Here is a 26,563-nt window from a genome sequence, read left to right on the forward strand (position 1 = left end):
TGTCGAAAAAATTCAATTTTGCCCCAGTCTCGAAACGGTCGCGCTGTCTGTCTTCGTGAGCAAGCTCACTCCCACAAAGGTTCATGCGGTTGTCGAAAAAATTCAATTTTGCCCCAGTCTCGAAACGGTCGCGCTGTCTGTCTTCGTGAGCAAGCTCACTGCCACTGCGATCAGGCTTTGCAGGAAAATTTTTCAACCCTGTCCGAGCCTGGATACTGTTGCGCTATCCGGCTTGCCACCAAAAAACGCTTCGATCACCTCCTGAAACAGCGGATTCTCGGGAGCGACGCTGGCAAATAATGTCATGCTCGACCGCAGCTTCAGGTCATCCGGCGAACCCATGATCTGCGTCGCGCTGCGATGCCGCCATTGCAACAGCGCGCGGCTGCAACTCTCCAACCGGGCGCCCAGACAGGGATGATGCAGATAGGCCAGCGCCTCTTCGCGACCTGAAATCCCGAAGCGCTGCGCCATCTCGCTGTGACCCAGCCCCTTCAGCTGCGGGAAGATAAACCACATCCAATGGCTTCGCTTGCGCCCGTTGCGCAGTTCCAACAGAGCTTTTTCGAAAACAGGTTCCTGTGCATCCAGGAAACGTTGCAGGTCGTATTGATCGTTCATCAGGGCCTCCCGCGTCATCGATGCCGCCAGCGGCAGCGCATAAGTCTTATGACTGCCACAGTGGGCAGGGTTCCCGGCGATTCAAGCGCCTTGCCCGCCCGGCGATAAAAACCCTTATAATCCTGCGCCTATTTCTTCCTGATGCGAGATCCGCCGTGAGCTTACCGCCGTGCCCAAAATGCAACTCCGAGTACACCTATGAAGACGGCACCCAACTGGTCTGCCCGGAATGCGCCCACGAGTGGTCCGCTGACGGCGCTGCCGAGGCCAGCGATGACGTTAAAATCATCAAGGATGCCGTCGGCAATACCCTGCAGGACGGCGACACCGTCACCGTGATCAAAGACCTCAAGGTCAAGGGCTCATCGCTGGTGGTCAAGGTCGGCACCAAGGTCAAGAACATCCGCCTGGTGGACGGCGACCACGACATCGACTGCAAGATCGACGGCATCGGTGCGATGAAGCTGAAGTCGGAGTTTGTGAAGAAGGGCTGATGGCCGACCGCTTCTGCCCGAAGGGCGTAGGAGTCCAGCTTGCTGACGATCTGCTGCGGAGCAGCATTAAAACCAGATTCCCAAGTTTGCCAGATGCCGCGTATCGATAGTGTTTGCGACCGGTACCTGGCCGATCGTCAGCAAACTGGACTCCTATGGGCTGCGCACAGAATCAAAAGCAGCCATACCATCACCATTGAGAAGCCTGCTCAACGCGGTAAATTCATCCCGAAGGTATTCACCCCATGTTCACTGCGGACGAAGACCGTGCCGCCGTGCATCAGCGCAATGGCTTTGACGATGGCCAGCCCGAGGCCGTGGTTGGCGCCGCTGTTGCTGCGTGAGGCGTCGACCCGGTAGAAGCGCTCGAACAGTTTGGGCAAATGTTCACCCGAGATCTGCGGGCCGGGATTGGCCACACCGATGCTCACGTGGTCCCCCTCTTCAGCGATATCCACATCAATGACCTGCCCCGGCGCGGTGTGCTGCACGGCGTTGTGCAGCAGGTTGATCAGCGCGCGGCGCAAGTGGGCTTTTTCGATCGGCGCATTGGCGTCGCCGCGCACCTGAACCCGCACTTGCGCGTCTTCCAGAATGAAGTCCAGATAGTCCAGCGTGGTGGCGACTTCCTCGGCCAGCGATGACTCGGTCAGCTCGGTGGCCTTGCTGCCCTGGTCGGCGCTGGCCAGGAACAGCATGTCGTTGATGATTGAACGCAGCCGCTCCAGTTCCTCCAGATTCGATTGCAGCACCTCGAAATAATGCTCGGCAGAACGCCCGCGGGTCAGCGCCACCTGAGTCTGGCCGATCAGGTTGGTCAGCGGTGAGCGCAGTTCGTGGGCGACGTCGGCGTTGAACGATTCCAGCCGTGAATAGGCCTGTTCGACGCGTTCCAGCGCGGAGTTGAACGAGGTCACGAACTGATCCAGCTCCGGCGGCAACGATGACAACTGCAAGCGTCCTGACAGCCGTGGCGGCGCCAGCTTGCGTGCTTCCAGCGACAGGTCGAGCAAGGGTTTGAGGCCGATGCGCGCCACCCAGTAACCCAGCGCAGAGGCCAGGGCGATACCGATGGCGGCCAGGCTGATCAGGGCGATCAACAGCGAATGCTGGGTCTGCCAGAAGGTTGCGGTGTCGATGGCGGTGAGAAAGCGCAATGGGGGCCGCTGATCCTTGGCCGGAAACTGGCTGACCAGGACTTTGAACGGATAGTCGTGATCGTTCAGATTCAGGTCGCGCATACCCAGCGGACCATTGGCGAAGGCCCGGATTTGCGGGTCGGGATTGCCGAACTCATAGGTGGGGTCGTTGCTGACGACCCAGAAGCGCAGGCGCTTGTCTTCTTCACTGAGCAGCTTGAGCTTGGCGTTGATCTTGGCCCAATGCTCGGGATTGCCGTAACGCTGCACGGCCGATTCAAGCACGCTGTAACGCGCATCGACCTCAGCCGCCGGCAGCAGGCCCAGACCCTTGTCCACTTGCAGGTACAACGCCCAGCCGATCAGCAGAAATACCAGCAGCGCCACGAGCGCGAACATCCCGCTCAGGCGCAGGGCGATGGAATTACTCGCCACGACGGCTCTCCAACACGTAGCCCATGCCGCGAATGGTGTGCAGCAGTTTCTGCTCGAAAGGCCCATCGAGCTTGGCGCGCAGGCGTTTGATCGCGACTTCGACGACGTTCGCGTCGCTGTCGAAATTGATGTCCCAGACCATCTCGGCAATCGACGTCTTGGAGAGGATTTGCCCCTGGCGACGGGCCAGCACGCTCAGCAGCGAGAACTCCTTGGCGGTCAGGTCCAGGCGTGAACCTGAGCGCGTGGCCTTGCGGCTGATCAGGTCGATCCACAGGTCGGCGATGCTGATCTGTACCGGCTCATGGCCGCCGCTGCGACGGGTGAGCGCCTGCAGGCGGGCCACCAGCTCCAGAAAGGAAAACGGCTTGCCCAGGTAATCGTCCGCACCTTCGCGCAGGCCCCGAATGCGATCGTCGACGTTCTCCCGGGCAGTGAGCATGATTACCGGTGTCTGCTTGCGCGCACGCAAGGCGCGCAGCACGCCATAGCCATCCAGGCCCGGCAGCATGACATCGAGAATGATCACCGCATACTCGCTCTCCAAAGCCATGTGCAAACCTTCGATGCCATCCCGGGCAACGTCCGTCGTGTAACCCTGTTCGGTCAGACCTCGGTGCAGGTAGTCAGCGGTTTTCTCTTCGTCTTCGATAATCAGGACGCGCATCGGTCCACTCTCACTTGTCTGTGCTTACTTTTCAGTAGCGAGCATTGCCGCAGGTTTCTTGCCGGTTGCAGGGGTCGCCGGGGCTGTTGTCGGATGCCTGCGATGGAAGATTCGTTCCAGTTGCAGGTAAATCACTGGCGTGGTGAACAGCGTCAGCGCCTGGCTCACCAGCAAACCGCCTACGACCGCGATTCCCAACGGCTGACGCAGCTCTGCGCCCACTCCATAACCGAGCATCAGCGGCAGCGCACCGAGCAGCGCCGCCAGGGTGGTCATGATGATCGGCCGGAAACGCGTAACACACGCCTCATAAATGGCCTCTTGCGGCGACAGGCCACGATGCCGCTGGCCCTCCAGCGCGAAGTCCACCAGCAGGATGCCGTTCTTCTTGACGATACCGATCAGCAGCACGATACCAATCAGCCCCATGATCGAGAAATCCTGGCCCATCAACCACAGCAGCAGTGCGCCAATGCCGGCCGAGGGCAGGGTCGAGATAATGGTCAGCGGGTGCACAAAGCTCTCGTAAAGCACGCCGAGAATGATGTACACCGCCACCAGCGCTGCCAGGATCAGCCACGGCTGGTTGGCCAGCGAGCTTTGAAAGGCCTGGGCCGCACCCTGGAAGTTACCGATGATCGAGGCCGGCATGCCGATCTCCGTCTTGGCCTGATCGAGCAGTTGCACGGCATCGCCCAAGGCTACGCCCGCCGACAAGTTGAACGACAGGTTGGCCGCGGGAAACATGCCATCGTGGGCGATCGACAGTGGGCCCATCTTCGGCGCGCCGACCTTGGCCAGCGCCGACAGCGGCACCATTTCGTTGGTCAGCGGTGAGCGCAGGTAGAAGTAGTCAAGGCTCTCGGCCTTGCCGCGCTGTGCTGGGTCGAGTTCGAGAATGACTTTGTACTGGTTGATGTCGGTCTGGTATTCGTTGATCTGCCGCTGACCGAAGGCGTCATATAGCGCCTGATCGACATCGGCGGTGGTCAAGCCGAAACGCGCGGCGGCGCTGCGGTCGATGTCCAGATGGGTGACGCTACCACCCAGTTGCAGGTCGTTGGACAGGTCGCGGAAGGCCGGGATCGATTTCAACTTTTCCGTGAGCTTCTGCGTCCATTCGTTGAGCAGGGCGCCGTTGTTGCTCTTGAGCACGTACTGATACTGCGCGCGACTCGGGCCGGAACTCAGGTTGATGTCTTGCCCTGCGCGCAGGTACAACACGATGCCCGGAATCTTCGCCAGCTTCGGCCGGATGCGGTCGATGAACTGACTGGCGGAAACGTCGCGGTCTTCGCGATCCTTCAGCGCGATCCACACCCGGCCGTTGGCGATGGTCTGGTTGCTGCCGCTGACACCCACCGAGTGCGAGAAGGCTTTGACCGCCGGATCGGCTGCGATGATTTTCGCCAGCTGTTTGTGCTTCTCGACCATGTCCGGGTAAGAAATGTCTGCGGCCGCCTCGCTGGTACCCATGACCATGCCGGTGTCCTGAACCGGAAAGAAGCCCTTGGGAATGAGCACGTAGCCAGCCACTGCCAGTATCAGCGTCAGCCCGAAAATCCCCAGCATCACGCGTTGGTGGGCGAGGGCATGGCGTACGCCTCGGGCATAGTGTGCCAACAGCCTTTCGCCGAAGCCAGGGTTGGCATGGGGATCGTGTTTCGGCGCCCGCATGAACAGCGCTGCAAGGGTCGGCGCGAGGGTCAGCGACACCATGACCGAAATGAGAATGGTCGAGGTGGCCGTCAGGGCGAACTCTTTGAACAGCCGCCCGACCACGCCGCCCATGAACAGCAGCGGAATGAACGCGGCAATCAGCGAGAAGCTGATCGACACCACGGTAAAGCCGATCTCGCCCGCACCCTTGATCGCCGCATCGCGCATACTTTCGCCGGCTTCCAGATGCCTATGGATGTTCTCCACCACCACGATCGCATCGTCGACCACAAAGCCGACGGCCACCACGATCGCCACCAACGTCAGGTTGTTGAGGCTGAATCCGAGGACGTACATCAGGGCGAAACTGGCCACCAGCGAGACGCCCAGCACCGCAGTCACGATCAGCGTCGCCGACAGCTGGCGCAGGAACAGCGCCATCACTGCGATCACCAGCACAATGGCAATCAGCAGGGTCATTTCCACTTCGTGCAGCGAGGCGCGGATGGTTTTGGTACGGTCGCTGAGGACCGTGACGTCCACTGACGCAGGCAGCATTTCCTGCAGGCGCGGCAACTCGCCCAGCACTCGATCCACCGTCTCGACGATGTTGGCGCCGGGCTGGCGGAAGACCACGATGTTCACGCCTTGCTGGTCGCCGGACCAGGCGTTGACGTAGGCGTTTTCCGCGCCATTGATCACGCGAGCAACATCGCGCAGATGAATCGGAGCGCCGTCCTTGTAGGAAACGATCAACTGTTCGTAGTCCTGGGCCTGAAACAGTTGATCGTTGGAGGCCAGGGTCGAAATGCTGTCCTTGCCATACAGCGCACCCTTGGCCAGGTTAAGGCTGGTCTGTTGCAAGGTGCCGCGCAGGTCGGCCAGGGTCAGGCCGAGGGAGGCAAGTTTTTCCGGGGCTGCCTGCACGCGAATAGCCGGGCGCCGCTGGCCGGTGATGCTCACTTGGCCGACGCCGTTGATCTGACTGAGTTGGCGGGCCAGCAGCGATTCAGTGATGTCGCTCAGTTCGGTGGCCGGCATCAGGTCGGAGCTGATGCTGAGAATCAGCACCGGGCTATCCGCCGGGTTGACCTTACGCCAGGTGGGTGCGGTCGGCAGATCGGCAGGCAGCCGGCCCGATGCGGTGTTGATCGCGGCCTGGACTTCCTGGGCTGCGGTGTCGATGCTCTTGTTCAGCACGAATTGCAGAGTCAGGTTGGTCGAACCCAGGGCGCTGCTCGACGTCATCTGTGTCATGCCGGGGATGGCGCTGAATTGCACTTCAAGGGGCGTTGCCACCGACGAGGCCATGGTTTCCGGGCTGGCGCCGGGCAGGGTCGCAGAGACTTGAATGGTGGGGAATTCGGCTTCCGGCAGCGGCGCGACCGGCAGACGCGGAAAGGCGATGCAACCTAGCAGAATCAGGGCGAACGTCAGCAGAACCGTGGCGATCGGATGGTTCACGCACCACGCGGAAATTCCCCCGCGGCCCTTCATTTCGCCGCTCCCGTGGACGTTGTCGCTGCTTCGGCCAAGGCTTCCACCGGTTCAGCCTTGACCACCTCGATGTGCGAGCCGTTCTTGAGTCGCGACTGGCCATCGCTGACCAGCACATCGTGGGCGCTGACGCCGCTGATCAGGGTCAGATCACTGTCCTGGTACAGCACGTTGACCGGGACTACTTCGACGCTGTCGCCTTTGACGCGATACACGAAATGCTGATCCATGCCGCGCTGTACCACTTGCGGCGGCACTTTCAAGGCATCGTGATCGATGGCCGTCTGAATCCGCACGGTGACCAACTGGCCAGGCCAGAGCTTCTCGGCAGCGTTGTCGAACACGGCCTTGGCGCGAATGGTGCCGGTGGTTGCCGCCACCTGGTTGTCGATCAGCGTCAGCTTGCCTTCGCCCAGCAATGTCCCGCTCGTGCCTTCGCCCACATACGCGTTGACCTTGGCCGGAGTTGGGGCGGCGAGCAGGTTATGCAGGGTCGGCAGCATTTGCTGCGGCAGGGAGAATTCAACGGAAACCGGATCGATCTGGGTCACCGAGAACAGGCCGGTCGCGTCGCTGACGCGCAGGAAATTGCCTTCATCGACATTACGGATACCGACACGGCCGGTCACCGGAGAGCGAATCTGAGTGTAGGAAAGTTGCACCTGCGAAGCGTTGATCGACGCTTGGTTGCCCAGCACGGTGGCCTTGAGCTGATTGACCAGCGCCTGCTGCTGGTCGTACTGCTGCCTGGAAATACTGTTGTCTACGGTCAACTGCTTGTAACGCTTGAGGTCGACCTCGGCCACATCCAGTTGCGCCTGGCTCTGGCTCAGTTGCGCTTTGGTCTGTTCAAGCGCTGCGCGGATCGAGCGGTCGTCGATGGTCGCCAGCAGATCGCCGGCCTTGACCTGTTGCCCTTCCTTGACCAGCAGTCTGGTCAGGATGCCATCCACCTGCGGACGAATCACCACGCTTTGCAGCGACAACACCGAACCGATGCCGGTGACGTAGCGGGGGACGTCCTGCTTGACCACGTTTATCACCTGAACCGGCACTGCGGTGGGCGCGCCGACCTTTTTCTCGGCAGGACGCTTGAATGCCCAGACACCCACCGCAATCAGCACAGCAAGAACGGCGACGGTTAGCACAGATTTTTTCTTTTTGTACATACGCAGATAACGCCAGCGAAAGTGTGGAGGGCAGATAATCGACAGCCTCCTTTATAAACCTTCGACCCGGTCAGCAAAATGACTGCTACCTGTCAATATTGTCAGCTGGATAAGAGCGGAGCATGAAGTTAAGTAAAGAGAACGTGTACCAAGGCGATATCAAGATGGAGGACGGGAAATTCCTACAAGTATGTTGGTGATTTCTGGTCGATTCGATTGTCTGCGGCTCGACGTAACTGTGATATGCGGGTCTTCACTCCGGGGTGCGGCGATGAAAAGTAAAAAGACCGTTTCGACGTTTTTGTCGATCGCGTTTATCGGGGCTTTCATACTGTTCGGACCAGTAGCTTCAGCAGCCTCGGCAACGGAAAGCACCCTCATGTTCCACGGACAGCTCGTCAACGCAGGCTGCGAGGCCAGGGTACTGACTGCCCCTGCGCAATTGCCAGGATCCAGATCCCTTAAAGTGAACGCGAACCTGACCCTCGGGCTGGTCGATCATGATGACGCCTGCGAGGGTGCCGCATTGCCGGTGTCGATGGCGTATGTCGAGCGCACATCGGTCGCGGTCGGCGCACATAGCGGTATCGTGACCCTCACGTACCAGTAGCGCCCGCGCTGTCTCACGCGCCAGGAACCGCCCTTTCAATTCCGGTCCGGGCGGTTTTTTTATGCCTCTGGTTTGTTATCGCCTTACAGCTTGATAGCAAAGATTAGGCAAAGCTTTTTTCGCCGAATGACCGCAAAGCCAAGCTGTGCGCCGGTAGCAGGTTGGGTCTGCCATCTCCTACAGAAAAATCCTTCAAGCGCCACTGTCATTTCTGCAAGCGTGATGTAGGTAGCCTGACATCCGCTCCTGAGCCGCCCGCTTATAGTTTTCGTCGTCCTACGGGGCACACATGAATTGACACAAGGAACGTCGTTAACATGAAGAATCTTCCTCTCTCTCTGGTTTTCGTGGCGGCAATAGGCCTGAACCTGACAAGCACTGCCAATGCTGCGAACAACGGCAGGCTGGTATTCAACGGCTCCCTGACCGATATCACCTGCGACATCAATGCCGGTACCGGCGCAAGCACGGGCACCAACCCAGGCGATATAAACGTCGATCTGGGCAATGTATCGTTCTCCGACATCGGTCGCTTTGCCGACAACAAACTCGAAACCGCTTCGCCAATCCAGCTGCTGGTCAACTGCACCGGCGGTGCAGCGGCTTATGACGCCGTGAATATGCGCTTCGTCGCTCGTCAGGGCAGTGGCCTTGATAATCTGGATCAGCGACTGCTGCGCACCACGGGTGCTGCCGACGGTGTGGGCATCGGTATGCTGAACGCCTCCTATCAGTTGATGGATCTTTCCGGCAACGAAACCATCGATGCGCCGCTGGTGCAGGATGGAGCCGGTGGTGCCACGGCAGAACTCAACTTCGGTGCGGTCTATGTGCTCAACGGCGCGACCACCAACCCTGGTAACGCAGATGGCTTCCTGCCGTTTGTGATGGACTATCTGTGAAGCAACAGGCGGGGTGAGCGCTGCTCGTCCCGCCACCCCTTGATAGCGAGACGCTCCCATCATGTTTTTTTCCATTCTTCGGCGTTCGGTGCGCGGACTATGCGCGGGACTGGCGATGACGCTGGCTGCCCAGGCACAGGCGGGTATCGTGCTGAATACGACACGCGTCATCTACCCGGCTACCGACAAGGAAGTCAGCCTGCAGGTGCACAACACCGGGACTGCCGAGATCCTGGCGCAGTCCTGGCTCGAGGGCGAGAGCGAGAGTACGTCGTCGATCAGTTCTCTGTTCGCGATTACCCCTTCGCTGGCGCGGATGGCTGGCAATGCCAAGCAACTGATTCGGATCATCTATTCCGGTGAAGGCCTGGCCACCGATCGTGAGTCGGTGCTCTGGCTCAATGTTCAGGAGATCCCCCAGACCGCCCGCGAGAACGAATTGCAGGTCGCTATCCGCCAGCGCATCAAGCTGTTCTACCGGCCACAGGGACTCACCGAAGACCCGCTGAAGGCTGCACAGTCGCTGCAATGGCGGCTGCGCGACGGGCAGCTTGAGGTCGTCAACCCGGGGCCGTATCACGTCTCGACGATCAAACTCCAGGCGACCCATCAAGGCCAGGTAGTGCTCCAGGAAGACAGCCGAATGCTTGTGCCCAAGGCGCGTCTGCAGTTGCCGTTGAAGCCGCTGACGACTCGGGGGCCTCTGGATCTGGCATTCATCGGCATCAACGATTTCGGCGCCCAGGAGCCCTACCGGGCGAAAGTCTCAGGCGATCGAGCGACTCAGGCCAGCAAGGCCGAATCACATTCTGACTAGCCCCCGCCGCGCTGGTCGGGATTTCCGTTGACCCCTTTTTCGCCGGGCGCGTATCCGGCTTCTGCGTCGCATGCCTGTCAGGAAGGACTCTGCGGCGCATCGACACTCAGAGTACGAGTGAAATCAGCTAATGGAACGGCGAGACAAGAACACCAAGGGATGTATTTCGAACGCCGTCCTGCCGTGTAACCGCAGGTCGGTATCGAGACCGCACACCACGCCGGGGCGTCACCCATTATCCATCTGTATCGCCGCTACCGCCGCGTGGGCGGTCGGCTCCAGTGCAATGGCGATTGCCGACGCCAGCAGCGACAGCGGTCACCCGACCTCGGCCTCTGCCGGGGTGAAATTCAACACGGCGTTCATTCAAGGCACGGACCAGCCGGCGGATCTGGATGTTTTTCTGCAGGGCAACAGCGTGGTGCCGGGCACCTATCGCGTCGACATCTATGTCAATCGCGCGCTGAGCGGGCGGCGGGACATCAACTTCGTCGCAAATCCGGGCAGCGGAGCGATCGAAGCATGCCTGACCCTGGACCTGCTTGCGCAATTGGGCATGGACACTTCCGGTCTGAACGACACCAGCACCACGCCCGGTCTGTGTTTCGATCTGTCGGCCAAGGTCGAATTTGCCCACGTCGAATACCAGCCCACCAGCCTGCGGCTCAATATCAGCATCCCTCAGGCGATGATGTCGCGCAGCGTTCGTGGCTATGTGTCACCTGAGCTGTGGGACGAGGGGGAAACGGCCGCCTTCATCAATTACAGTTTCAGCGGCGCGCGCCGTAGCCGGTCCGGTCAGACGCAGGATCAGTATTATCTTGGCCTGCGCAACGGGCTGAATCTGGGGGCATGGCGGTTGCGCAATGAGTCATCGCTGGTCTATGGCGATGCTCAACCCTATCGATTTCGCAACAATCGCACCTTCCTGCAGCGCGATATCACCGCATTCAAGAGCCAGCTGACCCTGGGTGAAACCTTCACTGATTCGCAGGTGTTCGACAGCGTGCGCTTCATCGGCGCCATGCTCGCATCGGATGACGGCATGCTGCCGGACAGCGAACGGGTCTACGCGCCAGTGGTTCGCGGAATCGCCGAAACCAACGCAATGGTGGAGGTGCGCCAGAGAGGGTTTGTGCTCTACAGCGGCAACGTCTCGCCGGGGCCGTTCGAGATTTCCGATATCTATCCCAGCGGCTCCAACGGCGACCTGGAGGTTACCGTGATCGAGGCGGATGGACGCAGGCGTGTGTTCGTTCAGGCTTATGCGTCGCTGCCGATCATGGTGCCCAAAGGGGCGTTGCGTTACAGCCTCGCGGCGGGCCATTACGACAGCCATGATGAAGCTGGAGCGTCGCCGGCCTTTACCAGCGCGACACTGATTTACGGTCTGACCGAGCAGTTGACTGCGTTCGGTGGCGCTCAGGTAGCCGAGGATTTTCAGGCGGGGAACATCGGCGCGGGCATCAATACCGGGCTGGGCGCGGTGTCGCTGGATTTGACTCAATCGGTGAGCCAGCCACGGCGCCAGTCTTATACCGGGCAAAGCCTGCGCGTGCGCTACGCCAATACGCTGGATCTGACCAACACCACGCTGGCGGTGGCCGGTTATCGCTACTCAACCGATCAGTACCGCACCTTCGACAACCATGTCGAAGCACTTCAGGCAGATAACGGCACTGCGTTTGATCGTGTCATCGGGCGGGCCAGGGATCGTATCGAGTTCAACCTGACTCAGGCGCTGGCCGAGCAGTCGGCGTCGTTGAGCCTTACCGGTTCCGAGCAGCGCTATTGGGACGCGACGGGCAAGACCCGACAGTTGTATCTGTCGTGGAACGCCGCCTGGCGCAGTCTCAGTTATGGCGTTTCGCTGGAGCGCAGTCAGACCATTCAGCGCGACGGCCAGAACAGATCGGACAACCGAATCGCCCTCACGCTGAGCGTGCCGCTGGGTGACAGCCCGTCTTCGTCACGAGCGTTCGGCAATGCGGTGCATGACAGCTCGGGCAACACCAATCTGCAGACCGGCCTCAATGGGCAAGTCTTCGACGATCGCAACACCTTCTACTCGTTGCAGGCCGGACACGACGGTCGCTCGGGGGCTAGCGGTTCCGGCAAGATCAACACCACGACGCCATTCGGACGCTTCGATGCCGGGTACGGTCAGGGCCGTGACTATCGCAGCTTCAGTGTCGGCGCCACGGGATCGGTGGTGGCGCACGGAGGCGGTGTGAATGTTGGCCAGCCATTGGGCGATACCTTCGCGCTGGTGCAGGTCAAGGATGTCGCGGGCGCTCGCCTCAGCAATTTCAGCAATATTGAGACGGCCAGCAACGGCTACGCCATTGTCCCGTACACCCAGCCGTACCGCGCCAACTGGGTAAGCCTCGACACACGGCAATTGGGCGCCGATGTCGAACTTGAGAATGCCGTGGCTCAGGTCATCCCGCGCCGAGGTGCCGTGCCTGTGGTCAGCTTCAAGGCCGCGGTTGGGCGGCGCGTGCAGTTCGAACTGGTGCGCAGCGATGGGAGCCGTTTGCCCTTGGGCGCCGTGGTCGAAGATGAGCGAGGCAAACTGCTGGCTGCGGTCGATCCCACCAGCCGCGCGCTGGTCTTGAGCGAGCAGGACAGCGGCGAACTGATCGTGAAATGGTCCGATCAGCAATGCCGCGCACGTTTCGAGCTGCCTCCCCGGGATCCTCAACGCACCTATGACCGGCTCAAGGCGGTCTGCCTGTGAAGTGGACAGTGGTGGTATTCGTGATGGCAGCGCTTTTCTGCGGCGATGCTCAGGCCGTGGTGGCGTTGGCCGGAACGCGCCTGGTATTCGATGGACGGTTTCATGAGGCGACGATCGATGTCAGCAATCCCGGCAACGCTCAGGTGCTGATTCAGGCCTGGCTCACGGACGCCCGCACCGATCAGGCAGCAACGGACGCTCTGCCCTTTGTGCTCACCCCGCATCTGGCGCAGTTGCCTGCGCAAGGCAGAAAGACCTTGCGCGTGCTTTATCAAGGCGTCGGCATGCCTGCGGATCGGGAGTCGCTGCTGCATTTGTATGTGCTGGAGGTGCCACGTCGCAGTGAGGCCAGCCAGCAACTGAACATCGCGGTTCGCCAGCGCATCAACGTGTTCTATCGCCCGGCCGGGCTGGTGGGCGACCCGGCGGACGCGGCGCAGCGTCTCGCCTGGCAATGGAATCCCAAGGATTACGCCGCGCTCAAGGTGCATAACCCGACGCCGTTCCATGTGTCGCTGCACGAGCTTGCTTTGAATCAGATCGAGATCGCTGAGGACCTGATGCTCGAACCTTTTTCGTCGCACTCGCTGCAGCTACCGGAACCACTGACAGCACGCTCGACGGGCTCCAGGGCAGGAAACCTGAGCTTCAAGGCGCTGACCGATTATGGCGGGCAGCGCGAATTCTGTGCGCCCGCCCAGGACCAGGCGCCGTTCAATGCGCGGCTGCGTTCGCCGGGTGCTTTTTCATCCGGCGCCTCTTCATCAATAGGGAAATGCTGACCATGACTACCTTCTCTTTCTCACGCTGGGGTGCGACGTTTCTTCTCGTCTCGCTGATGCCTGCCACGGGGCTGGCCATGACCTGCAAGACCCAGGGCTCGGGCGAGGCCGTGATCCGCGCTGACCTGAGCAGCACTGTCGCCATTCCCGCGACCTTACCCGACGGCAGCGCTGTCTGGCGTTCGGAACGGCATCATCTGGCTGTTGAATGTTCGCGAGAGCAGTCCGGCCCTGCGGAGGATGTCGTGCTATACCTGAACCCCGAAAACCAGCAAATCGGCCAGGGAATCCGCGCGGGGCTTACGCTCAATGGCGTCGATTACGTGCAAAGCAGCGGGCGGATTCCCACGCAACAGGTGCTGCCGGCCTGTACCGAGGGTGCGGGCAACATTCCGGCGTGCCCGAAGGTTGCCTTCAACCTGTCGTTTTCGGTATTCATCGAAAAGTTCGGGCCCACGCCGCCATCGGGTGTGGCCAGCGACTTGCTCGATTACCGCATGTTTCAGGTGGACAGCGCCAATGGCATGAATCCATTGCCGGACAACAACCTCAACTACGTCATCAATAACCTTACCGGTCTGCGGTTCGTCGCCTGCAGCGCCGAGTTGCGGGTGCTGCCGGAAAGCGTCGAGTTCGGCAGCGTGCCGATCAAGAATGTGCGCGTGGGCGAGGTAGCGACGTTTCAGCGATTCGCCCTGGCCACCAGCCGAATCTGCGATTCACCGTTCAGCCTCAATGCGCGGTTCACCCCGGTGTCCGGGACACTGTTCGGTGACGTGCTGGTGCCGGTGAACAATGACAGCATCGGCATCCGCATCACCCATGCGCCCGCGCATCGGCCGATTCGTTTCAACGAGCCATTTCACATGATCGATCTGCTGGATGACACGTATTCGGGAACCGCGGATTTCAATGCCGAGCTGTTGTGGCAGACCAACACACCCACGCCTGGGCCGTTCTCTGCGGAAGTGATGGTGGATCTTTTCTACAAGTAGGCCGTTGCTCGGTTGCTACAGGCGGCTGCATGGGGATTGGGGTATGCTGCGCGCCTTGCGGGCCCAGCCTGTTCACCCATAGACCGTTTCGCGATTTCGGAGCTTTCATGACCACCCCCGAACACACCCAGGCTCCCGACTTAGATGTCGAACCCGTGGATGCCAATGCCGAGGCCGGTGACAACAAACCGGTGATTCCGGCCTTCAGTTTTCCGTTCAAGCCGGGGGAGCTGATGCAGGCCAAGAAAGATCCTTCGCACTACAAGGGCCCGGGCAAATCGAACCACGACAAGCGGCCCGGCGCCGCACCATCGGGTACGCGTCGTTCGATGGGCAAGCGCTGATCGGCTTCGTTCGATAGCCGAATATCCGTCGCCTTCGCAGGAGCGAGCTCAACCCTCCTTGCGAAAACTGTCCCGATACTGCGTTGGCGTCACGCCCAGCCGCTGACTGAAGACCAGCCGCATGCGGGCCGCGCTGCCGAAACCACAGTGATACGCCACCGCCTTGATCGCCATCTCGCTGCCTTCCAGTAAATGCCGGGCGGCGTCGATTCTGGCGCGCTGCACGAACTCCGCTGGCGTGACCTTCGCATCGCGAGCGAACACGCGGGCGAAGCTGCGCGGACTCATCGCGACGACCTCGGCCAGCCGTTCCACGGAAAAGGGCTCGCTGATGTGCTCCATCACATAGCGCTGAATGCTGGCCACTGGCGAATCATCGTCGGTCGAGGTATTGAGATACGGGCTGAACTGCGACTGGCCACCCTGACGCTGAGCCACCACCAGCAAGCGTTTGGCGACCGCCAGCGAAATCGTCGGACCATGATCTTCGGCGACCAGGGCAAGCGCCATGTCGATCCCGGCAGTCACTCCCGCCGAGGTTATCAGCTTGCCATCACGGACATAAATCCGGTCCGGCTCGACCAGAGCGTTGGGGAACTGATCGGCCAATTGTTGGGCGTGGTTCCAGTGGGTCGCGGCCCGTTTGTCGTCAAGCAACCCGGCGTGCCCGAGAATGAATGCACCCGTGCAAATCGAGCCATAGCGGCCTGCCAGGGGCGTGACTTCGTGCAGCCATGCCGTGATGGCCGGCATTTCTGCGCCCTCGGGCAGCAGCGGCCCGCCGGGCACCAGCAAAATATCGAACTGCCTGGGCGCATCGGCCAACGGGTATTGGGCGCCAAGGGGCATGCCGTTGGAGGCGATGATCGGGTAGGGGGCGGCACCGAGGGTGATGATCTGGTAGCCGTCGCCTTCACCCACAAAACGATTGGCTTCGGCAAACACGTCGAGAGGGCCGGCGACGTCCAGGGACTGAACATGGGGAAACAGCACGATCGCGACGCTTCTCATCGATGAATCTCAGGCGTGTTGCAGAGGGATGAACATATAGCTCATCAAGTCTGGCGTCTCAAATCGCGCACCTGCCTGTCGCAGCGCGTCGATCGGGACATCGAAAAGGGGCGGACCATAACCCTGCGTTGGTGAATTGTCATCACGAGAGGGGAGGGCACACAGGCTGGGTTTATTTCTTCGGCAACGTCGTAACGTCGTCCCACTCGGTGATCAGCGCTTTCTTGTTCTTGCGGTCGTACAGACACAGCTCGGTGCCGGCCTTGTTTTTCATGAACGCCTGTTTGTACTGGCCTTTGATCAACAGAGCGTTGTACCCCACGCTGTCATCGAACATCGCCGAGGCGCCGGCGGGCTTGGCGTTTTTCAGCGAGCTGGCCGCGGTGCAGCTGTCGACCAGGGTCTTGTCGAATGCTCTCCAGGCGTCCGGACTCGAAGCACTGGCTTGCCCGGCAACGGCGGTCAGGGCCAGCAACAACAGGCTGATCCGTTTCATGCAAATCTCCATCAGTGTCTTGAGCATCAGAATGACAGCGACTTTGACTGACTCAGTGCGCTTCCAGTTCGCAGCGCTGCACGTATTGCATGCCGGCGCGCTCATACACCCGGCGGGCGGTCAGGTTGCTTTCCATGACCTTGAGATCGACCTGCCCTTCGTGACGCTCTGCAAACGCCTCGAACACCCGACGTAATAGCGCAAGGCCCACGCCACGCCCTTGCGCGCGAGGATGAACCACCAGATTGCGAATGAATGAGCTGGTCCAGCATTGCGCCACGGCCACTACACCCGATGAATCTTCCACGACGAAACATAACCGCCGATCGAACTCAGGATCGCTATCGAAGCCTTCCAGCCACGTCCTCAGCTCAGGCACGCGACCGCCGCCCAGCTCGGTTCCGAGCATCAAAAGTTGGTGAACGGCGCTGGCGTTCCCGGCGCTGAACGGGACCAGGCACAGCGATCGTGGCCAAGCCCCTGCTCGAAGGGGCTGGCTGAGATCGCGACGCATCAGCCAGTAATGGCCGGTTGATGCGTCGTTGAGGGCGGGCCTCAGATTCCCTGGGCTTCGACCGTACGTGCGGCTTCGATCAAGCATCGTGTCAGCTCGGGCGAGGAAAACTTGGTCAACACAGCGTCGGCACCGGCGGCCTTGGCTTTTTCGGCATTCATCGCGCTGTCCAGGGAAGTGTGCAACAACACGTAGAGCCCCTGGAAGTCCGGCGTCTCGCGCAGAGTGCGGGTGAACGCATAGCCGTCCATTTCCGACATCTCGATATCGGAGACCACCACGTTGATCTGCTGCGCCGTGCCTTGCAGGTCCAGCAGATGATCGATCGCCTCACGGGCACTGCGCGCGGTGTGACATTCGATCCCCAGGTTGCGCAGGGTGATGACCGATTGCTGCAGGGCGACCTGGCTGTCGTCGACCACCAGAATCCGCGCCTTGCTCAGCACCTCGATTTCTTCGGGGCTAAGCTCGGCCGATTCGGCAAGAATCTTCGCCGGGGCGATGCCGTGGATGACTTTTTCGATGTCCAGCACCTGAACCAGGGTGCCATCCACTTGAGTGACGCCGGTGATGAACGACTTGTTGCCCGAACCGAAGGGCGGCGGTCGGATGTCCGTGGTCAGGCAATGCACGATCTTGCTCACGGCTTGCACATGCAGCCCCTGTTTGGAGCGGCTGACGTCGGTGACGATCAGGCAGCCGCCATCCGGGTCGAGCAGAGGCCGTTCGCCGATGGCCCGGCTCAGGTCGATGACCGACAAGGAGTTGCCACGCAGTGTCGCCACGCCTTTGACGTGGGGGTGCGATTCGGGCAGCCGAGTGAGAGGAGGGCAGGGGATGATTTCACTGACCTTGAGCAGGTTGATCGCCATCAGCTTCCCGCTGCGCAGCGTGAACAGCAGAAGCGAGAGCGAATCCGCTCGAACGTTTTTGGACATATGAACCTTCTGTCATGCGTGTCTGAATGCGCGAGGACGTGCAAACAGCTGTCGATAACGGTGTATCGACCCTTGGCAGGCAGGCTTTAACGTTTTCGAAGCGAGCTGCAACAGGGTGCAGTGTGTTGCGTAGTCAAAATGACTTTGTTTTGGTCTTTATGACCCTCACGGTGGTCTGGTCAAAAAGACACCCTATGTATATCTCATTGATTTTAAATTGAATTTTGTCTGGCACGCTTTCTGATACGGACAGGGTATTCATATTCCCACCCAAGTCTCAGGAGTCCATCATGTTGAATGCCTCGGATCGTGCCATCGTGAAATCCACCGTGCCGTTGCTGGAAAGTGGCGGCGAGGCGCTGACGACCCACTTCTACAAGAAATTGCTCAGCAGATATCCTCAGGTTCGCCCGCTGTTCAACCAGGCCCATCAGTCAAGTGGCGACCAGCCTCGCGCGCTGGCCAACGGCGTGCTGATGTATGCGCGCCATATCGACCAACTCGAGCAACTGGGCGATCTGGTCGCCAGGATCATCAACAAGCACGTCGCCCTGCAGATTCTCCCGGAGCACTATCCGCTGGTGGGTGAATGCCTGCTGGAAGCCATACGTGAGGTACTCGGCGCCGAAATCGCCACCGATGAAGTCATCGCCGCCTGGGGCAAGGCCTATCAGCAACTGGCCGACATCCTGATCGGCGCTGAAAAGGCTATCTACGACGAAAAAGCCCGGGCGACCGGTGGCTGGCGTGCAGGCCGTGAGTTCAAGGTCGCGGCCAAGGTGCCCGAAAGTACCGAGATCACTTCGTTCTACTTCGCTCCGGCTGACGGCCAGCCCATTCTGGAGTTCACAGCTGGCCAGTACATCGGCATGCAGCTGTTCCTCAACGGCGAAGAGATCCGCCGCAACTATTCGCTGTCCGCGCTGGCGGGCAACAATCAGTACCGCATCAGCGTCAAGCGCGAAGCCGGCGGCCGTGCCTCCAACTACCTGCACGATCAGCTGCAGGTGGGGGATAGCATCAACCTGTTCCCGCCTTCGGGCGAATTCACCCTCGCCCACAGCGACAAACCACTGGTGCTGATCAGTGGCGGCGTTGGCATTACCCCGACCCTGGCGATGCTGGAAGCGGCGTTGCAAACCCACCGCCCGATTCATTTCATCCACTGTGCGCGTAGCGGCTCGGTCCACGCGTTCCGCGATTGGGTCGAAGAATTGGCCGGCAAACATCCTCAGCTCAAGCGTTTCTACTTGTATGGCGAGGATGACGGTGCCAGCCCTGCGGCGCACGCAACAGGTCTGCTGGACCAGGCGCGGCTGGAACAATGGCTGCCAGAAGATCGCGATCTGGATGCCTACTTCCTGGGACCCAAAGGTTTCATGGTAACGGTCAAGCGCCAACTGAAGGCGGCGGGCGTTCCTGACAAGCAGGTGCGCTACGAATTCTTCGGTCCGGCATCGGCGCTGGAATGACGACGCAGGGCTGCGGCTACTGCGACAAATGGACGCATTCTTCTATATATAAGGATGGGTGCGGCGATCGGTCCCTGCGGCAAAGCGTCGCATGCTTCTATATATAGAAGGATCTGGTTCTGGTGCCCGGCGTTTGTGGTGGGTCGTGGTTAATGTTCGGCTAATGCGGCTGTGTTCACCATCTGCTCCGGCGTGCGGCTGCGACGATGGTAGAATTGCCGGCTTTCCGGGCACTCGGGCACGCGACAAGGCAGATCTGTCGATCTGGATGGACACCAAATTCAAAGGGTATGTTAATGACTGACGAGATTGTTTACCTGCGACGCGAAAAGCAGTTTCTGGCCCTGCTGGGCATCATCTGCCTGGCACTGATCGGCGGGGCTCTGTACATGCAGGTGGTATTGGGCGAGGCGCCTTGCCCGCTTTGCATCCTCCAGCGCTATGCGTTGCTGTTCATCGCCATCTTCGCGTTCGTCGGTGCCGCCATGCCGGGGCGCTTGAGCCTGAGCATCTGCGAAGCGCTGGTCACGCTCAGCGCGGTTGGCGGTGTGGTTGCGGCGGGGCGTCATGCCTGGATCCAGAGCCATCCTACCGAGAGCTGCGGCATCGACGTGCTGCAACCGATCGTCGATGGCTTGCCGCTGGCGTCGCTGTTTCCGCTGGGTTTTCAGGTCGCAGGCTTCTGTGAGACGCCATATCCGCCAGTTTTCGGACTGTCGCTCGCGCAGTGGGCATTGATCGCTTTTGTTCTGACCGTAATTCTGGTACCGGTAGGTATCGTGCAGAACCGTATGAAAGCGCGTTGATTACAAAGCGTTGCATAAAAACACGCCTTGAATTCCTCAGGAAATTTGGGGCCTTTGCGAATTTTTTGAGTGCGGCATATGAGCGCATTCTTACGGATTTGGAAATTAACTGTTGCGCAGAAACTCATAGTCAATAAAACTTTACGTATCTACAATCGCCCCCACTTAACGCCCCCATCATTTGATGGTCGTCGTAAATCGAGGTCGGAAAGCGTCTTTTACGCCTTTGTAGACACCGTCTGGATGGCCTCTTTGAGTCGAATTCCGAATGTCTGCGCCAAGGGATTTGGACCGCAATAGCGGTTGCCACCATTCGAATAAGAAACCACAGCTCAACCCGGATTTGTTACGAGGCCGCAAGCTTCCTGACAGGCCCCTGTTCAATCCAAAAATTTGCCAGCACCTGGCAGGGTGAAGTGTTGGCGGTCGAAACCCAACTGCGATGCGAAAGCTGCTTTTAGAGGTCGTGAGATGAGTAAAAAAAGGTACCCCAGGTTTTTTGGCTTCTTGGCCCTTTTCAGCATGCTCCTGCTCAGCGGGTGCGATTACACCCTGCTGAATCCCAAGGGCCATATTGGCGTGCAAGAGCGTGATCTGATCGTCACCGCGACTTTGCTCATGCTGCTGGTGGTGGTGCCGGTCATTTGCATGACCATCATCTTCGCCTGGAAGTATCGCGCGTCGAACAAGAACGCCACCTATACTCCCGATTGGGCGCATTCGACCAAGATCGAACTGACGGTCTGGCTGATTCCGCTGGCCATCATCATCGTGCTGGGCTACTTCACCTACAAGTCGACTCACGCGCTGGATCCTTACCGTCCTCTTGAGTCGGACGTGAAGCCGGTGACCATCGAAGTGGTCGCACTTGACTGGAAATGGCTGTTCATCTACCCGGAACAGGGTATCGCCACCGTCAACAAGATCGTCTTCCCGGCGCACACCCCGATCAATTTCCGGATCACCTCTGATTCGGTCATGAACTCGTTCTTCATCCCCGCATTGGGTGGCCAGATCTACGCCATGGCTGGCATGCAGACTAAACTGCACCTGATAGCCAATGAAAACGGCGATTTCGACGGTATCTCGGCGAACTACAGCGGCGCAGGTTTCACCGGTATGAAATTCACGGCCACCGCCACCGATCAGGCTGGTTTCGACGCCTGGGTCGCGGAGGTCAAGAATTCACCTAAACAGCTGGCAACGGCTGAGTACACGGCTCTGGCCAAACCTAGCGAACGTAACCCCGTTGAACTCTACTCTTCGGTCACTCCTAACCTGTTTCAGATCATCATCGACAAGTATGAAGGTATGAAGCCGGGCAAGATTGTCCACGAGAAGAAAGAAGTGGCCGGTATGGAAGGGATGGACATGGGTAAGCATTCAGCTGCGCAGGCAGAGGAGTAAACGATGTTTGGTAAATTAAGTCTGGACGCGATACCGTTCCACGAACCGATAGTCATGATCACGATTGCCATGATCGCTATCGGCGGTGCAGCGGTACTCGGTCTGATCACGTATTTCAAGAAGTGGACCTACCTGTGGACCGAGTGGCTGACTTCGGTCGACCACAAGAAGATCGGTGTGATGTACATCGTCATCGCCATGGTCATGCTGTTGCGTGGTTTCGCCGACGCCATCATGATGCGTTCCCAACTGGCCCTGGCCACCGAAGGTTCGCCCGGCTACCTGCCGCCTGAACACTATGACCAGATCTTCACCGCTCACGGTGTGATCATGATCATCTTCATGGCGATGCCGTTCTTCACCGGCCTGATGAACATCGTTCTGCCTCTGCAGATCGGCGCTCGCGACGTTGCCTTCCCGTTCCTGAACTCCCTGTCCCTGTACCTGCTGATTTCCGGCGTGGTGCTGGTGAACGTGTCCCTGGGCATCGGCGAATTCGCGCGTACCGGTTGGGTTGCCTATCCTCCGCTATCTGAACTCGGCTATAGCCCGGGCGTGGGTGTGGACTACTACATCTGGGCGCTGCAGCTATCGGGTCTGGGTACGACACTGACGGGCGTCAACTTCCTGGTTACCGTCCTGAAGATGCGCACCCCTGGCATGAAACTGATGGACATGCCGATCTTCACCTGGACCTGCACCTGGGCCAACGTCCTGATCGTGGCTTCGTTCCCGATCCTGACCGGCACCCTGGCGTTCCTGACCCTTGACCGTTACCTGGACTTCCACATCTTCACGAACGAATTGGGTGGTAACCCGATGATGTACGTGAACCTGTTCTGGGCGTGGGGTCACCCTGAGGTATATATCCTGATTCTGCCGGCGTTCGGGGTCTTCTCCGAAGTCATCTCGACCTTCACCGGTAAGCGTCTGTTTGGCCACCACTCGATGATCTACGCTTCCGGCGCGATCTCGGTACTGGGCTTCATGGTCTGGCTGCACCACTTCTTCACCATGGGTTCTGGTGCCAGCGTCAACGCCTTCTTCGGTCTGGCGACGATGCTGATTTCCATCCCGACGGGCGTGAAGCTATTCAACTGGCTATTCACGATCTACCAGGGCCGCCTGCGCTTCAGCGCGCCAGTCATGTGGACCCTGGGTTTCATGGTGACCTTCTCCATCGGTGGTATGACCGGCGTGTTGCTGGCTGTGCCGGGCGCTGACTTCGTACTGCATAACAGCCTGTTCGTGATCGCCCACTTCCACAACGTGATCATCGGTGGTGCCGTATTCGGTTACATCGCAGGTTTCGCGTTCTGGTTCCCTAAAGCGTTTGGCTTCAAGTTGAACGAGAAGTGGGGCAAAGCAGCGTTCTGGTTCTGGATCTCGGGCTTCTACGTGGCATTCATGCCGCTGTACGCACTGGGCTTCATGGGCATGACCCGTCGTCTGAACACCACTGACAACCCGGACTGGACGCCTTATCTGCACGTCGCCTTCTGGGGCGCCGGGCTGATCGCGATCGGTATCGCATGCCAGCTGATTCAGATCTACGTGAGTATCCGTGACCGTGAACAGAACCGCGATCTGACCGGTGACCCATGGAATGGCCACACTCTGGAATGGTCCACTTCGTCGCCACCGCCGTTCTACAACTTCGCAGAACTGCCGAAGGCTGAAGAGATCGACGCGTTCTATGCCGCCAAACGTGATGGCGAAGCGTACAAGGTTCCGGCCAAGTACTCCGACATCCATATGCCGAACAACACGGCGACCGGTCTGGTGATGGGCGCACTGCTCACTCTCTTCGGTTTCGCGATGATCTGGCACATCTTCTGGCTGGCCGCCGTCAGCCTGATTGGCACCGTCGTTTACTTCGTCATCCACGCTGCACGTGACGATCAGGGCTTCATGGTTCCTGCTTCGGAAGTGGCGCGTATCGAAGGCGAGCAACACAAGATCCTGGCCTCGGTGCGTGACGCCCAGGCGAACACTCCTGTCAACAAGCTGGAGCAGGCATAAACAATGTCGAACTTAGTATTTGATGGTGCGAAGGGGCACGACCACGGTCATGACCATGACCATGAGCATGACCACGGTCACCACGACGCCGGCGAGATGAAGATCTACGGCTTCTGGATCTACCTGATGACCGACTGCATTCTGTTTGCGTCGATCTTCGCCATTTACGCTGTACTGGTTAACAACGTGGCAGGCGGTCCTTCGGGCCACGACATCTTCGAACTGCCATACGTGCTCGGCGAAACCGCCTGCCTGTTGCTCAGCTCGATCACCTACGGCTTCGCCATGCTGGCGATGCACAAGGGCAACAAGGCTGGCGTACTGGGTTGGTTGTTCATCACCTTCCTGTTCGGCCTGGGCTTCATCGGCATGGAGGTCAACGAGTTCCACACGCTGGTCTCCGAAGGCTACGGTCCTAACCGCAGCGGTTTCCTGTCGGCGTTCTTCACGCTGGTCGGCACCCACGGTCTGCACGTAACCAGCGGTCTGATCTGGATGGCGATCCTGATGTACCAGGTCAGCAAGCACGGCCTGACCGGGGCCAACCAGACTCGCCTGAGCATGCTCAGCCTGTTCTGGCACTTCCTGGACGTGGTCTGGATCTGTGTGTTCACCGTTGTCTATCTGATGGGGACCATCTAAATGGCTAATTCACATCATTCCCACGACGATAGCAGCCACGGCAGCTTCAAGTCGTACATGATCGGTTTCGTACTGTCGATCATCCTGACTGCAATTCCATTCGGTCTGGTGATGTTCCCGACGATCTCGAAAGTGGCCACCCTGTGGGTCGTGCTGATTTTCGCAATCGTGCAGGTTCTGGTTCACCTGGTGTACTTCCTGCACCTGGACCGTTCCGCGGCACAACGCAACAGTGTGGTCGCGTTTGCCTTCGCTACTCTTGTGATCGTGCTGCTGGTTGGCTTGAGCGTCTGGATCATGTTCAGCATTCACACCGCCATGATGGCGAAGTGAGGAAAACCTGATGTCACTGAAGCACTTTATCCAAATCACCAAACCGGGGATCATTTTCGGTAACGTGCTTTCGGTGGCTGGTGGCTTTTTTCTGGCGTCCAAGGGACATGTCGATTTCGGCCTGTTCCTCGTAGCGATGATTGGTACTTCGCTGGTCGTAGCATCCGGTTGTGTCTTCAACAACTGCATCGACCGCGATATCGATCTGAAGATGGAGCGCACCAAGAACCGTGTGCTGGTTCAGGGGCTGGTTTCACTGAAACTGGCCCTGGCCTACGCCGCGGTGCTGGGTGTGGTTGGTGTTGGCCTGCTGTACTTCAAGGCCAACGCCCTGGCGGCATTGTTTGCAGTGATCGGTTTCGTGATTTACGTCGGCTTTTACAGCCTGTACCTGAAACGCAAATCCGTTCACGGCACGCTGGTCGGCAGTCTGTCCGGGGCGATGCCTCCGGTCATCGGCTATGTCGCAGTGAGCAACAGCTTCGACCTCGCCGCGCTGACCCTGTTGGTCATGTTCAGCCTGTGGCAGATGCCTCACTCGTACGCCATTGCGATCTTCCGCTTCAACGACTACCTGGCTGCCTCGATTCCGGTTCTTCCGGTCAAGCGCGGCATCCGGGTGGCCAAGCGTCATATCCTGATCTACATCCTGGCTTTCCTGCTGGCGACCCTGATGCTGACCTTCGGCGGTTACGCCGGGCTCAACTATCTGGCCGTCGCTGCTGCCATGGGCATGTACTGGCTGTACATGGCCTGGACAGGCTACAAGGCCAAGGACGACACCGTTTGGGCACGCAAGCTGTTCGTGTTCTCCATCTTCACGATCACAGCCTTGAGCGTGGCCATGTCGCTGGATTTTCAGGTAACTAAGGAATTGCTGATTACATACGCAGCTCCTTGATCACTTGAACCAAACACAAAAGACCCCGTCGCTCGCAAGAGCCACGGGGTTTTTTATTGGTTGAGCCTTGGCTGTTTCTGTTGAATGCCTCTTGTACGCGGTAGGACTGATCCGATTTTTCAAATCGCAGGGCCTAATCAGCCATGACAAAAGCCATTGCTTTGCCGCATCATGTGTCTGTTTTGTACAGGGATCGTAGCGAACTGCGTTCGATCCAGTCGTAGAGACACAACAAACAGACTTATGACTGACCAAATCTCTCCAGAACTCCGGCCCAACAATGACTCGATGCCACTCGTATCGATCATCGCGCCCTGCTATAACGCAGAAAAGTATCTGGACGCCGCCATTGCCAGTATCTTCGCCCAGGATTACCGCAACTTCGAAGTCATCATCGTCGACGATGGTTCGAGCGATAACAGCGTAGCCATGCTTCAGGCGCTGCAAGGCAAGTACGATTTCCAGCTTTATTCCCAGGCCAACGCTGGCGTGAGTGCCGCGCTGAATCACGGGCTCAAGTACGCTCGTGGCGAGTACGTCTGCACGCCTGACCTGGACGACATCATGCTGCCGTCGTCGGTACGTCTGCGTGCTGAATATCTGAACCAGCACCCCGAGGTCGGCTGTGTCGGCGCGCTGATCATCTATATGGATTCGGACGGTAACGACACCAAAACGCAGAAGCTGGCAGGTATCAAAAAGCTCACATTCGATGAGATCCTCGGCGACGCAGTCGTCGTAGGCGCTCCGGTTTCACTGTACCGAATGGATGCACTGAAGGCGGTGGACTTCTACGATCCGGATATCCGAGTGCAGGATTTCCAAATGACGCTCAAGATCGCCAGCAAGGGCTACGAGGTGCACGTGTTGCCGGTGAGTGTCACGCGCTACCGCCGCCACCCGAATAACCTCTCGCGGCGCTACAAGGTCTTGCTGGACGCCGACATGCGCACCATCGCGCCGTATCGCTCGCACCCGGCGTACGACCGCGGCTTCACTGCAATCATCAACAAGGCCTTGAAGTACGCCGTGGTCAGCGACAAAAAGTACGCCTGGACCTTGCTGCGTTCTATTCCACTTCGGCAGTTCAACAAGACCACCTTCCGCCGCTTCAAGCGTCTGCTGCTGCACCGGCAGGGCAGCTGACCCG

26 protein-coding genes are annotated in these 26,563 nt (G+C 59.2%); 16 read left to right on the plus strand and 10 right to left on the minus strand.

Annotated elements, in window-relative coordinates; translation table 11 throughout:
• A partial coding sequence (locus CE491_RS30645) for a hypothetical protein (RefSeq protein WP_234407508.1) occupies positions 1 to 196 on the minus strand: 196 nt, incomplete at its 3' end.
• Positions 193 to 621 carry a DUF1810 domain-containing protein gene (locus CE491_RS04075; protein ID WP_110947113.1) on the minus strand — a complete coding sequence of 143 codons (429 nt, stop codon included), beginning with the start codon at positions 619 to 621 and terminating at the stop codon, positions 193 to 195. The genes CE491_RS04075 and CE491_RS30645, both read right to left, overlap by 4 nt.
• Positions 622 to 776: 155 nt before the next feature.
• Between CE491_RS04075 and CE491_RS04080 the strand changes: the two genes are divergently transcribed.
• Positions 777 to 1,115 carry a zinc ribbon domain-containing protein YjdM gene (locus tag CE491_RS04080; RefSeq protein ID WP_199884985.1) on the plus strand — a complete coding sequence of 113 codons (339 nt, stop codon included), beginning with the start codon at positions 777 to 779 and terminating at the stop codon, positions 1,113 to 1,115.
• Between the two features lie 209 nt (positions 1,116 to 1,324).
• On the opposite strand, the gene CE491_RS04085 is transcribed toward CE491_RS04080, so the two are convergent.
• From CE491_RS04085 to CE491_RS04100, 4 genes are read right to left on the minus strand one after another with little or no spacing between them, the layout of a single operon-like run.
• Positions 1,325 to 2,689 carry a heavy metal sensor histidine kinase gene (locus tag CE491_RS04085; RefSeq protein ID WP_110947080.1) on the minus strand — a complete coding sequence of 455 codons (1,365 nt, stop codon included), beginning with the start codon at positions 2,687 to 2,689 and terminating at the stop codon, positions 1,325 to 1,327.
• Entirely contained in the window at positions 2,679 to 3,356 is a 678-nt protein-coding gene (locus CE491_RS04090) for a heavy metal response regulator transcription factor (RefSeq protein ID WP_110947081.1), read from the minus strand. The genes CE491_RS04085 and CE491_RS04090 overlap by 11 nt, the downstream gene beginning before the upstream one ends.
• 24 nt (positions 3,357 to 3,380) lie before the next feature.
• Complete coding sequence (locus CE491_RS04095; RefSeq protein ID WP_110947082.1) at positions 3,381 to 6,512, minus strand: multidrug efflux RND transporter permease subunit; 3,132 nt, start codon at positions 6,510 to 6,512, stop codon at positions 3,381 to 3,383.
• Positions 6,509 to 7,681, minus strand: a complete 1,173-nt coding sequence (locus CE491_RS04100; RefSeq protein ID WP_110947083.1) for an efflux RND transporter periplasmic adaptor subunit — start codon at positions 7,679 to 7,681, stop codon at positions 6,509 to 6,511. Before CE491_RS04100 ends, CE491_RS04095 begins: the two co-directional genes overlap by 4 nt.
• 271 nt (positions 7,682 to 7,952) lie before the next feature.
• Here CE491_RS04100 and CE491_RS04105 point away from each other — a divergent pair, with 271 nt between their 5' ends.
• The 7 genes from CE491_RS04105 to CE491_RS04135 all read left to right on the plus strand — a co-directional run bounded on the left by CE491_RS04105 (position 7,953) and on the right by CE491_RS04135 (position 14,871).
• A complete protein-coding gene (locus CE491_RS04105) occupies positions 7,953 to 8,291 on the plus strand; it encodes a hypothetical protein (protein WP_199884986.1) in 339 nt (112 codons plus the stop codon).
• 317 nt (positions 8,292 to 8,608) lie between these two features.
• Positions 8,609 to 9,193, plus strand: coding sequence for a fimbrial protein (locus tag CE491_RS04110; RefSeq protein ID WP_110947085.1), 585 nt, complete (start codon positions 8,609 to 8,611; stop codon positions 9,191 to 9,193).
• 61 nt (positions 9,194 to 9,254) lie between these two features.
• Entirely contained in the window at positions 9,255 to 10,010 is a 756-nt protein-coding gene (locus CE491_RS04115; protein ID WP_110947086.1) for a fimbrial biogenesis chaperone, read from the plus strand.
• A 130-nt stretch (positions 10,011 to 10,140) separates the two neighbouring features.
• Complete coding sequence (locus CE491_RS04120) at positions 10,141 to 12,750, plus strand: fimbria/pilus outer membrane usher protein (RefSeq protein ID WP_110947087.1); 2,610 nt, start codon at positions 10,141 to 10,143, stop codon at positions 12,748 to 12,750.
• Positions 12,751 to 12,773: 23 nt separating this feature from the next.
• The gene (locus tag CE491_RS04125; protein ID WP_407681327.1) at positions 12,774 to 13,532 is read left to right on the plus strand and encodes a fimbrial biogenesis chaperone; all 759 of its coding nucleotides are present in this window, start codon (positions 12,774 to 12,776) and stop codon (positions 13,530 to 13,532) included.
• Positions 13,533 to 13,534: 2 nt separating this feature from the next.
• Positions 13,535 to 14,527 carry a fimbrial protein gene (locus tag CE491_RS04130; protein ID WP_110947089.1) on the plus strand — a complete coding sequence of 331 codons (993 nt, stop codon included), beginning with the start codon at positions 13,535 to 13,537 and terminating at the stop codon, positions 14,525 to 14,527.
• A gap of 107 nt (positions 14,528 to 14,634) precedes the next feature.
• A complete protein-coding gene (locus CE491_RS04135; RefSeq protein ID WP_110947090.1) occupies positions 14,635 to 14,871 on the plus strand; it encodes a hypothetical protein in 237 nt (78 codons plus the stop codon).
• Between the two features lie 48 nt (positions 14,872 to 14,919).
• On the opposite strand, the gene CE491_RS04140 is transcribed toward CE491_RS04135, so the two are convergent.
• From CE491_RS04140 to CE491_RS04155, 4 genes are all read right to left on the minus strand, one after another.
• The gene (locus CE491_RS04140) at positions 14,920 to 15,882 is read right to left on the minus strand and encodes a GlxA family transcriptional regulator (protein WP_110947091.1); all 963 of its coding nucleotides are present in this window, start codon (positions 15,880 to 15,882) and stop codon (positions 14,920 to 14,922) included.
• Positions 15,883 to 16,054: 172 nt separating this feature from the next.
• Positions 16,055 to 16,378 (minus strand): hypothetical protein, encoded by a 324-nt coding sequence (locus tag CE491_RS04145; protein ID WP_110947092.1) that lies wholly within the window; start codon positions 16,376 to 16,378, stop codon positions 16,055 to 16,057.
• 52 nt (positions 16,379 to 16,430) lie between these two features.
• Positions 16,431 to 16,787, minus strand: coding sequence for a GNAT family N-acetyltransferase (locus CE491_RS04150; protein ID WP_324880240.1), 357 nt, complete (start codon positions 16,785 to 16,787; stop codon positions 16,431 to 16,433).
• Between the two features lie 146 nt (positions 16,788 to 16,933).
• Positions 16,934 to 17,830 carry a chemotaxis protein CheV gene (locus CE491_RS04155; protein ID WP_110947094.1) on the minus strand — a complete coding sequence of 299 codons (897 nt, stop codon included), beginning with the start codon at positions 17,828 to 17,830 and terminating at the stop codon, positions 16,934 to 16,936.
• Between the two features lie 290 nt (positions 17,831 to 18,120).
• Between CE491_RS04155 and hmpA the strand changes: the two genes are divergently transcribed.
• The 8 genes from hmpA (at position 18,121) to CE491_RS04195 (ending at position 26,559) form a co-directional block, all read left to right on the plus strand.
• A complete protein-coding gene (gene hmpA, locus CE491_RS04160) occupies positions 18,121 to 19,302 on the plus strand; it encodes an NO-inducible flavohemoprotein (RefSeq protein ID WP_110947095.1) in 1,182 nt (393 codons plus the stop codon).
• Positions 19,303 to 19,598: 296 nt separating this feature from the next.
• Complete coding sequence (locus CE491_RS04165; protein ID WP_110947096.1) at positions 19,599 to 20,108, plus strand: disulfide bond formation protein B; 510 nt, start codon at positions 19,599 to 19,601, stop codon at positions 20,106 to 20,108.
• 471 nt (positions 20,109 to 20,579) lie between these two features.
• Positions 20,580 to 21,515, plus strand: a complete 936-nt coding sequence (cyoA, locus tag CE491_RS04170; protein WP_110947097.1) for a ubiquinol oxidase subunit II — start codon at positions 20,580 to 20,582, stop codon at positions 21,513 to 21,515.
• Positions 21,516 to 21,518: 3 nt separating this feature from the next.
• A complete protein-coding gene (cyoB, locus tag CE491_RS04175) occupies positions 21,519 to 23,537 on the plus strand; it encodes a cytochrome o ubiquinol oxidase subunit I (protein ID WP_110947098.1) in 2,019 nt (672 codons plus the stop codon).
• A 3-nt stretch (positions 23,538 to 23,540) separates the two neighbouring features.
• On the plus strand, positions 23,541 to 24,179 hold the full coding sequence (locus tag CE491_RS04180) for a cytochrome o ubiquinol oxidase subunit III (protein WP_110947099.1): 639 nt from the start codon (positions 23,541 to 23,543) through the stop codon (positions 24,177 to 24,179).
• Positions 24,180 to 24,512: a cytochrome o ubiquinol oxidase subunit IV gene (cyoD, locus tag CE491_RS04185; protein WP_110947100.1), complete on the plus strand. Its 333-nt coding sequence runs from the start codon at positions 24,180 to 24,182 to the stop codon at positions 24,510 to 24,512.
• A gap of 10 nt (positions 24,513 to 24,522) precedes the next feature.
• A complete protein-coding gene (cyoE, locus tag CE491_RS04190) occupies positions 24,523 to 25,413 on the plus strand; it encodes a heme o synthase (RefSeq protein WP_110947101.1) in 891 nt (296 codons plus the stop codon).
• Between the two features lie 288 nt (positions 25,414 to 25,701).
• On the plus strand, positions 25,702 to 26,559 hold the full coding sequence (locus CE491_RS04195) for a glycosyltransferase family 2 protein (RefSeq protein ID WP_324880241.1): 858 nt from the start codon (positions 25,702 to 25,704) through the stop codon (positions 26,557 to 26,559).
• Positions 26,560 to 26,563 lie beyond the last annotated feature (4 nt).

The organism is Pseudomonas bohemica, assembly GCF_002934685.1.
Lineage (GTDB): Bacteria > Pseudomonadota > Gammaproteobacteria > Pseudomonadales > Pseudomonadaceae > Aquipseudomonas > Aquipseudomonas bohemica.

Coding starts and splice junctions, on each gene's coding strand:
- CE491_RS04075 (WP_110947113.1), bottom strand. CDS start 621: ATGAACGATCAATACGACCTGCAACGTTTCCTGGATGCACAGGAACCT.
- CE491_RS04090 (WP_110947081.1), bottom strand. CDS start 3,356: ATGCGCGTCCTGATTATCGAAGACGAAGAGAAAACCGCTGACTACCTG.
- CE491_RS04095 (WP_110947082.1), bottom strand. CDS start 6,512: ATGAAGGGCCGCGGGGGAATTTCCGCGTGGTGCGTGAACCATCCGATC.
- CE491_RS04100 (WP_110947083.1), bottom strand. CDS start 7,681: ATGTACAAAAAGAAAAAATCTGTGCTAACCGTCGCCGTTCTTGCTGTG.
- CE491_RS04105 (WP_199884986.1), top strand. CDS start 7,953: ATGAAAAGTAAAAAGACCGTTTCGACGTTTTTGTCGATCGCGTTTATC.
- CE491_RS04110 (WP_110947085.1), top strand. CDS start 8,609: ATGAAGAATCTTCCTCTCTCTCTGGTTTTCGTGGCGGCAATAGGCCTG.
- CE491_RS04115 (WP_110947086.1), top strand. CDS start 9,255: ATGTTTTTTTCCATTCTTCGGCGTTCGGTGCGCGGACTATGCGCGGGA.
- CE491_RS04120 (WP_110947087.1), top strand. CDS start 10,141: ATGGAACGGCGAGACAAGAACACCAAGGGATGTATTTCGAACGCCGTC.
- CE491_RS04125 (WP_407681327.1), top strand. CDS start 12,774: ATGGCAGCGCTTTTCTGCGGCGATGCTCAGGCCGTGGTGGCGTTGGCC.
- CE491_RS04130 (WP_110947089.1), top strand. CDS start 13,535: ATGACTACCTTCTCTTTCTCACGCTGGGGTGCGACGTTTCTTCTCGTC.
- CE491_RS04135 (WP_110947090.1), top strand. CDS start 14,635: ATGACCACCCCCGAACACACCCAGGCTCCCGACTTAGATGTCGAACCC.
- CE491_RS04140 (WP_110947091.1), bottom strand. CDS start 15,882: ATGAGAAGCGTCGCGATCGTGCTGTTTCCCCATGTTCAGTCCCTGGAC.
- CE491_RS04145 (WP_110947092.1), bottom strand. CDS start 16,378: ATGAAACGGATCAGCCTGTTGTTGCTGGCCCTGACCGCCGTTGCCGGG.
- CE491_RS04150 (WP_324880240.1), bottom strand. CDS start 16,787: ATGCTCGGAACCGAGCTGGGCGGCGGTCGCGTGCCTGAGCTGAGGACG.
- CE491_RS04155 (WP_110947094.1), bottom strand. CDS start 17,830: ATGTCCAAAAACGTTCGAGCGGATTCGCTCTCGCTTCTGCTGTTCACG.
- hmpA (WP_110947095.1), top strand. CDS start 18,121: ATGTTGAATGCCTCGGATCGTGCCATCGTGAAATCCACCGTGCCGTTG.
- CE491_RS04165 (WP_110947096.1), top strand. CDS start 19,599: ATGACTGACGAGATTGTTTACCTGCGACGCGAAAAGCAGTTTCTGGCC.
- cyoA (WP_110947097.1), top strand. CDS start 20,580: ATGAGTAAAAAAAGGTACCCCAGGTTTTTTGGCTTCTTGGCCCTTTTC.
- cyoB (WP_110947098.1), top strand. CDS start 21,519: ATGTTTGGTAAATTAAGTCTGGACGCGATACCGTTCCACGAACCGATA.
- CE491_RS04180 (WP_110947099.1), top strand. CDS start 23,541: ATGTCGAACTTAGTATTTGATGGTGCGAAGGGGCACGACCACGGTCAT.
- cyoD (WP_110947100.1), top strand. CDS start 24,180: ATGGCTAATTCACATCATTCCCACGACGATAGCAGCCACGGCAGCTTC.
- cyoE (WP_110947101.1), top strand. CDS start 24,523: ATGTCACTGAAGCACTTTATCCAAATCACCAAACCGGGGATCATTTTC.
- CE491_RS04195 (WP_324880241.1), top strand. CDS start 25,702: ATGCCACTCGTATCGATCATCGCGCCCTGCTATAACGCAGAAAAGTAT.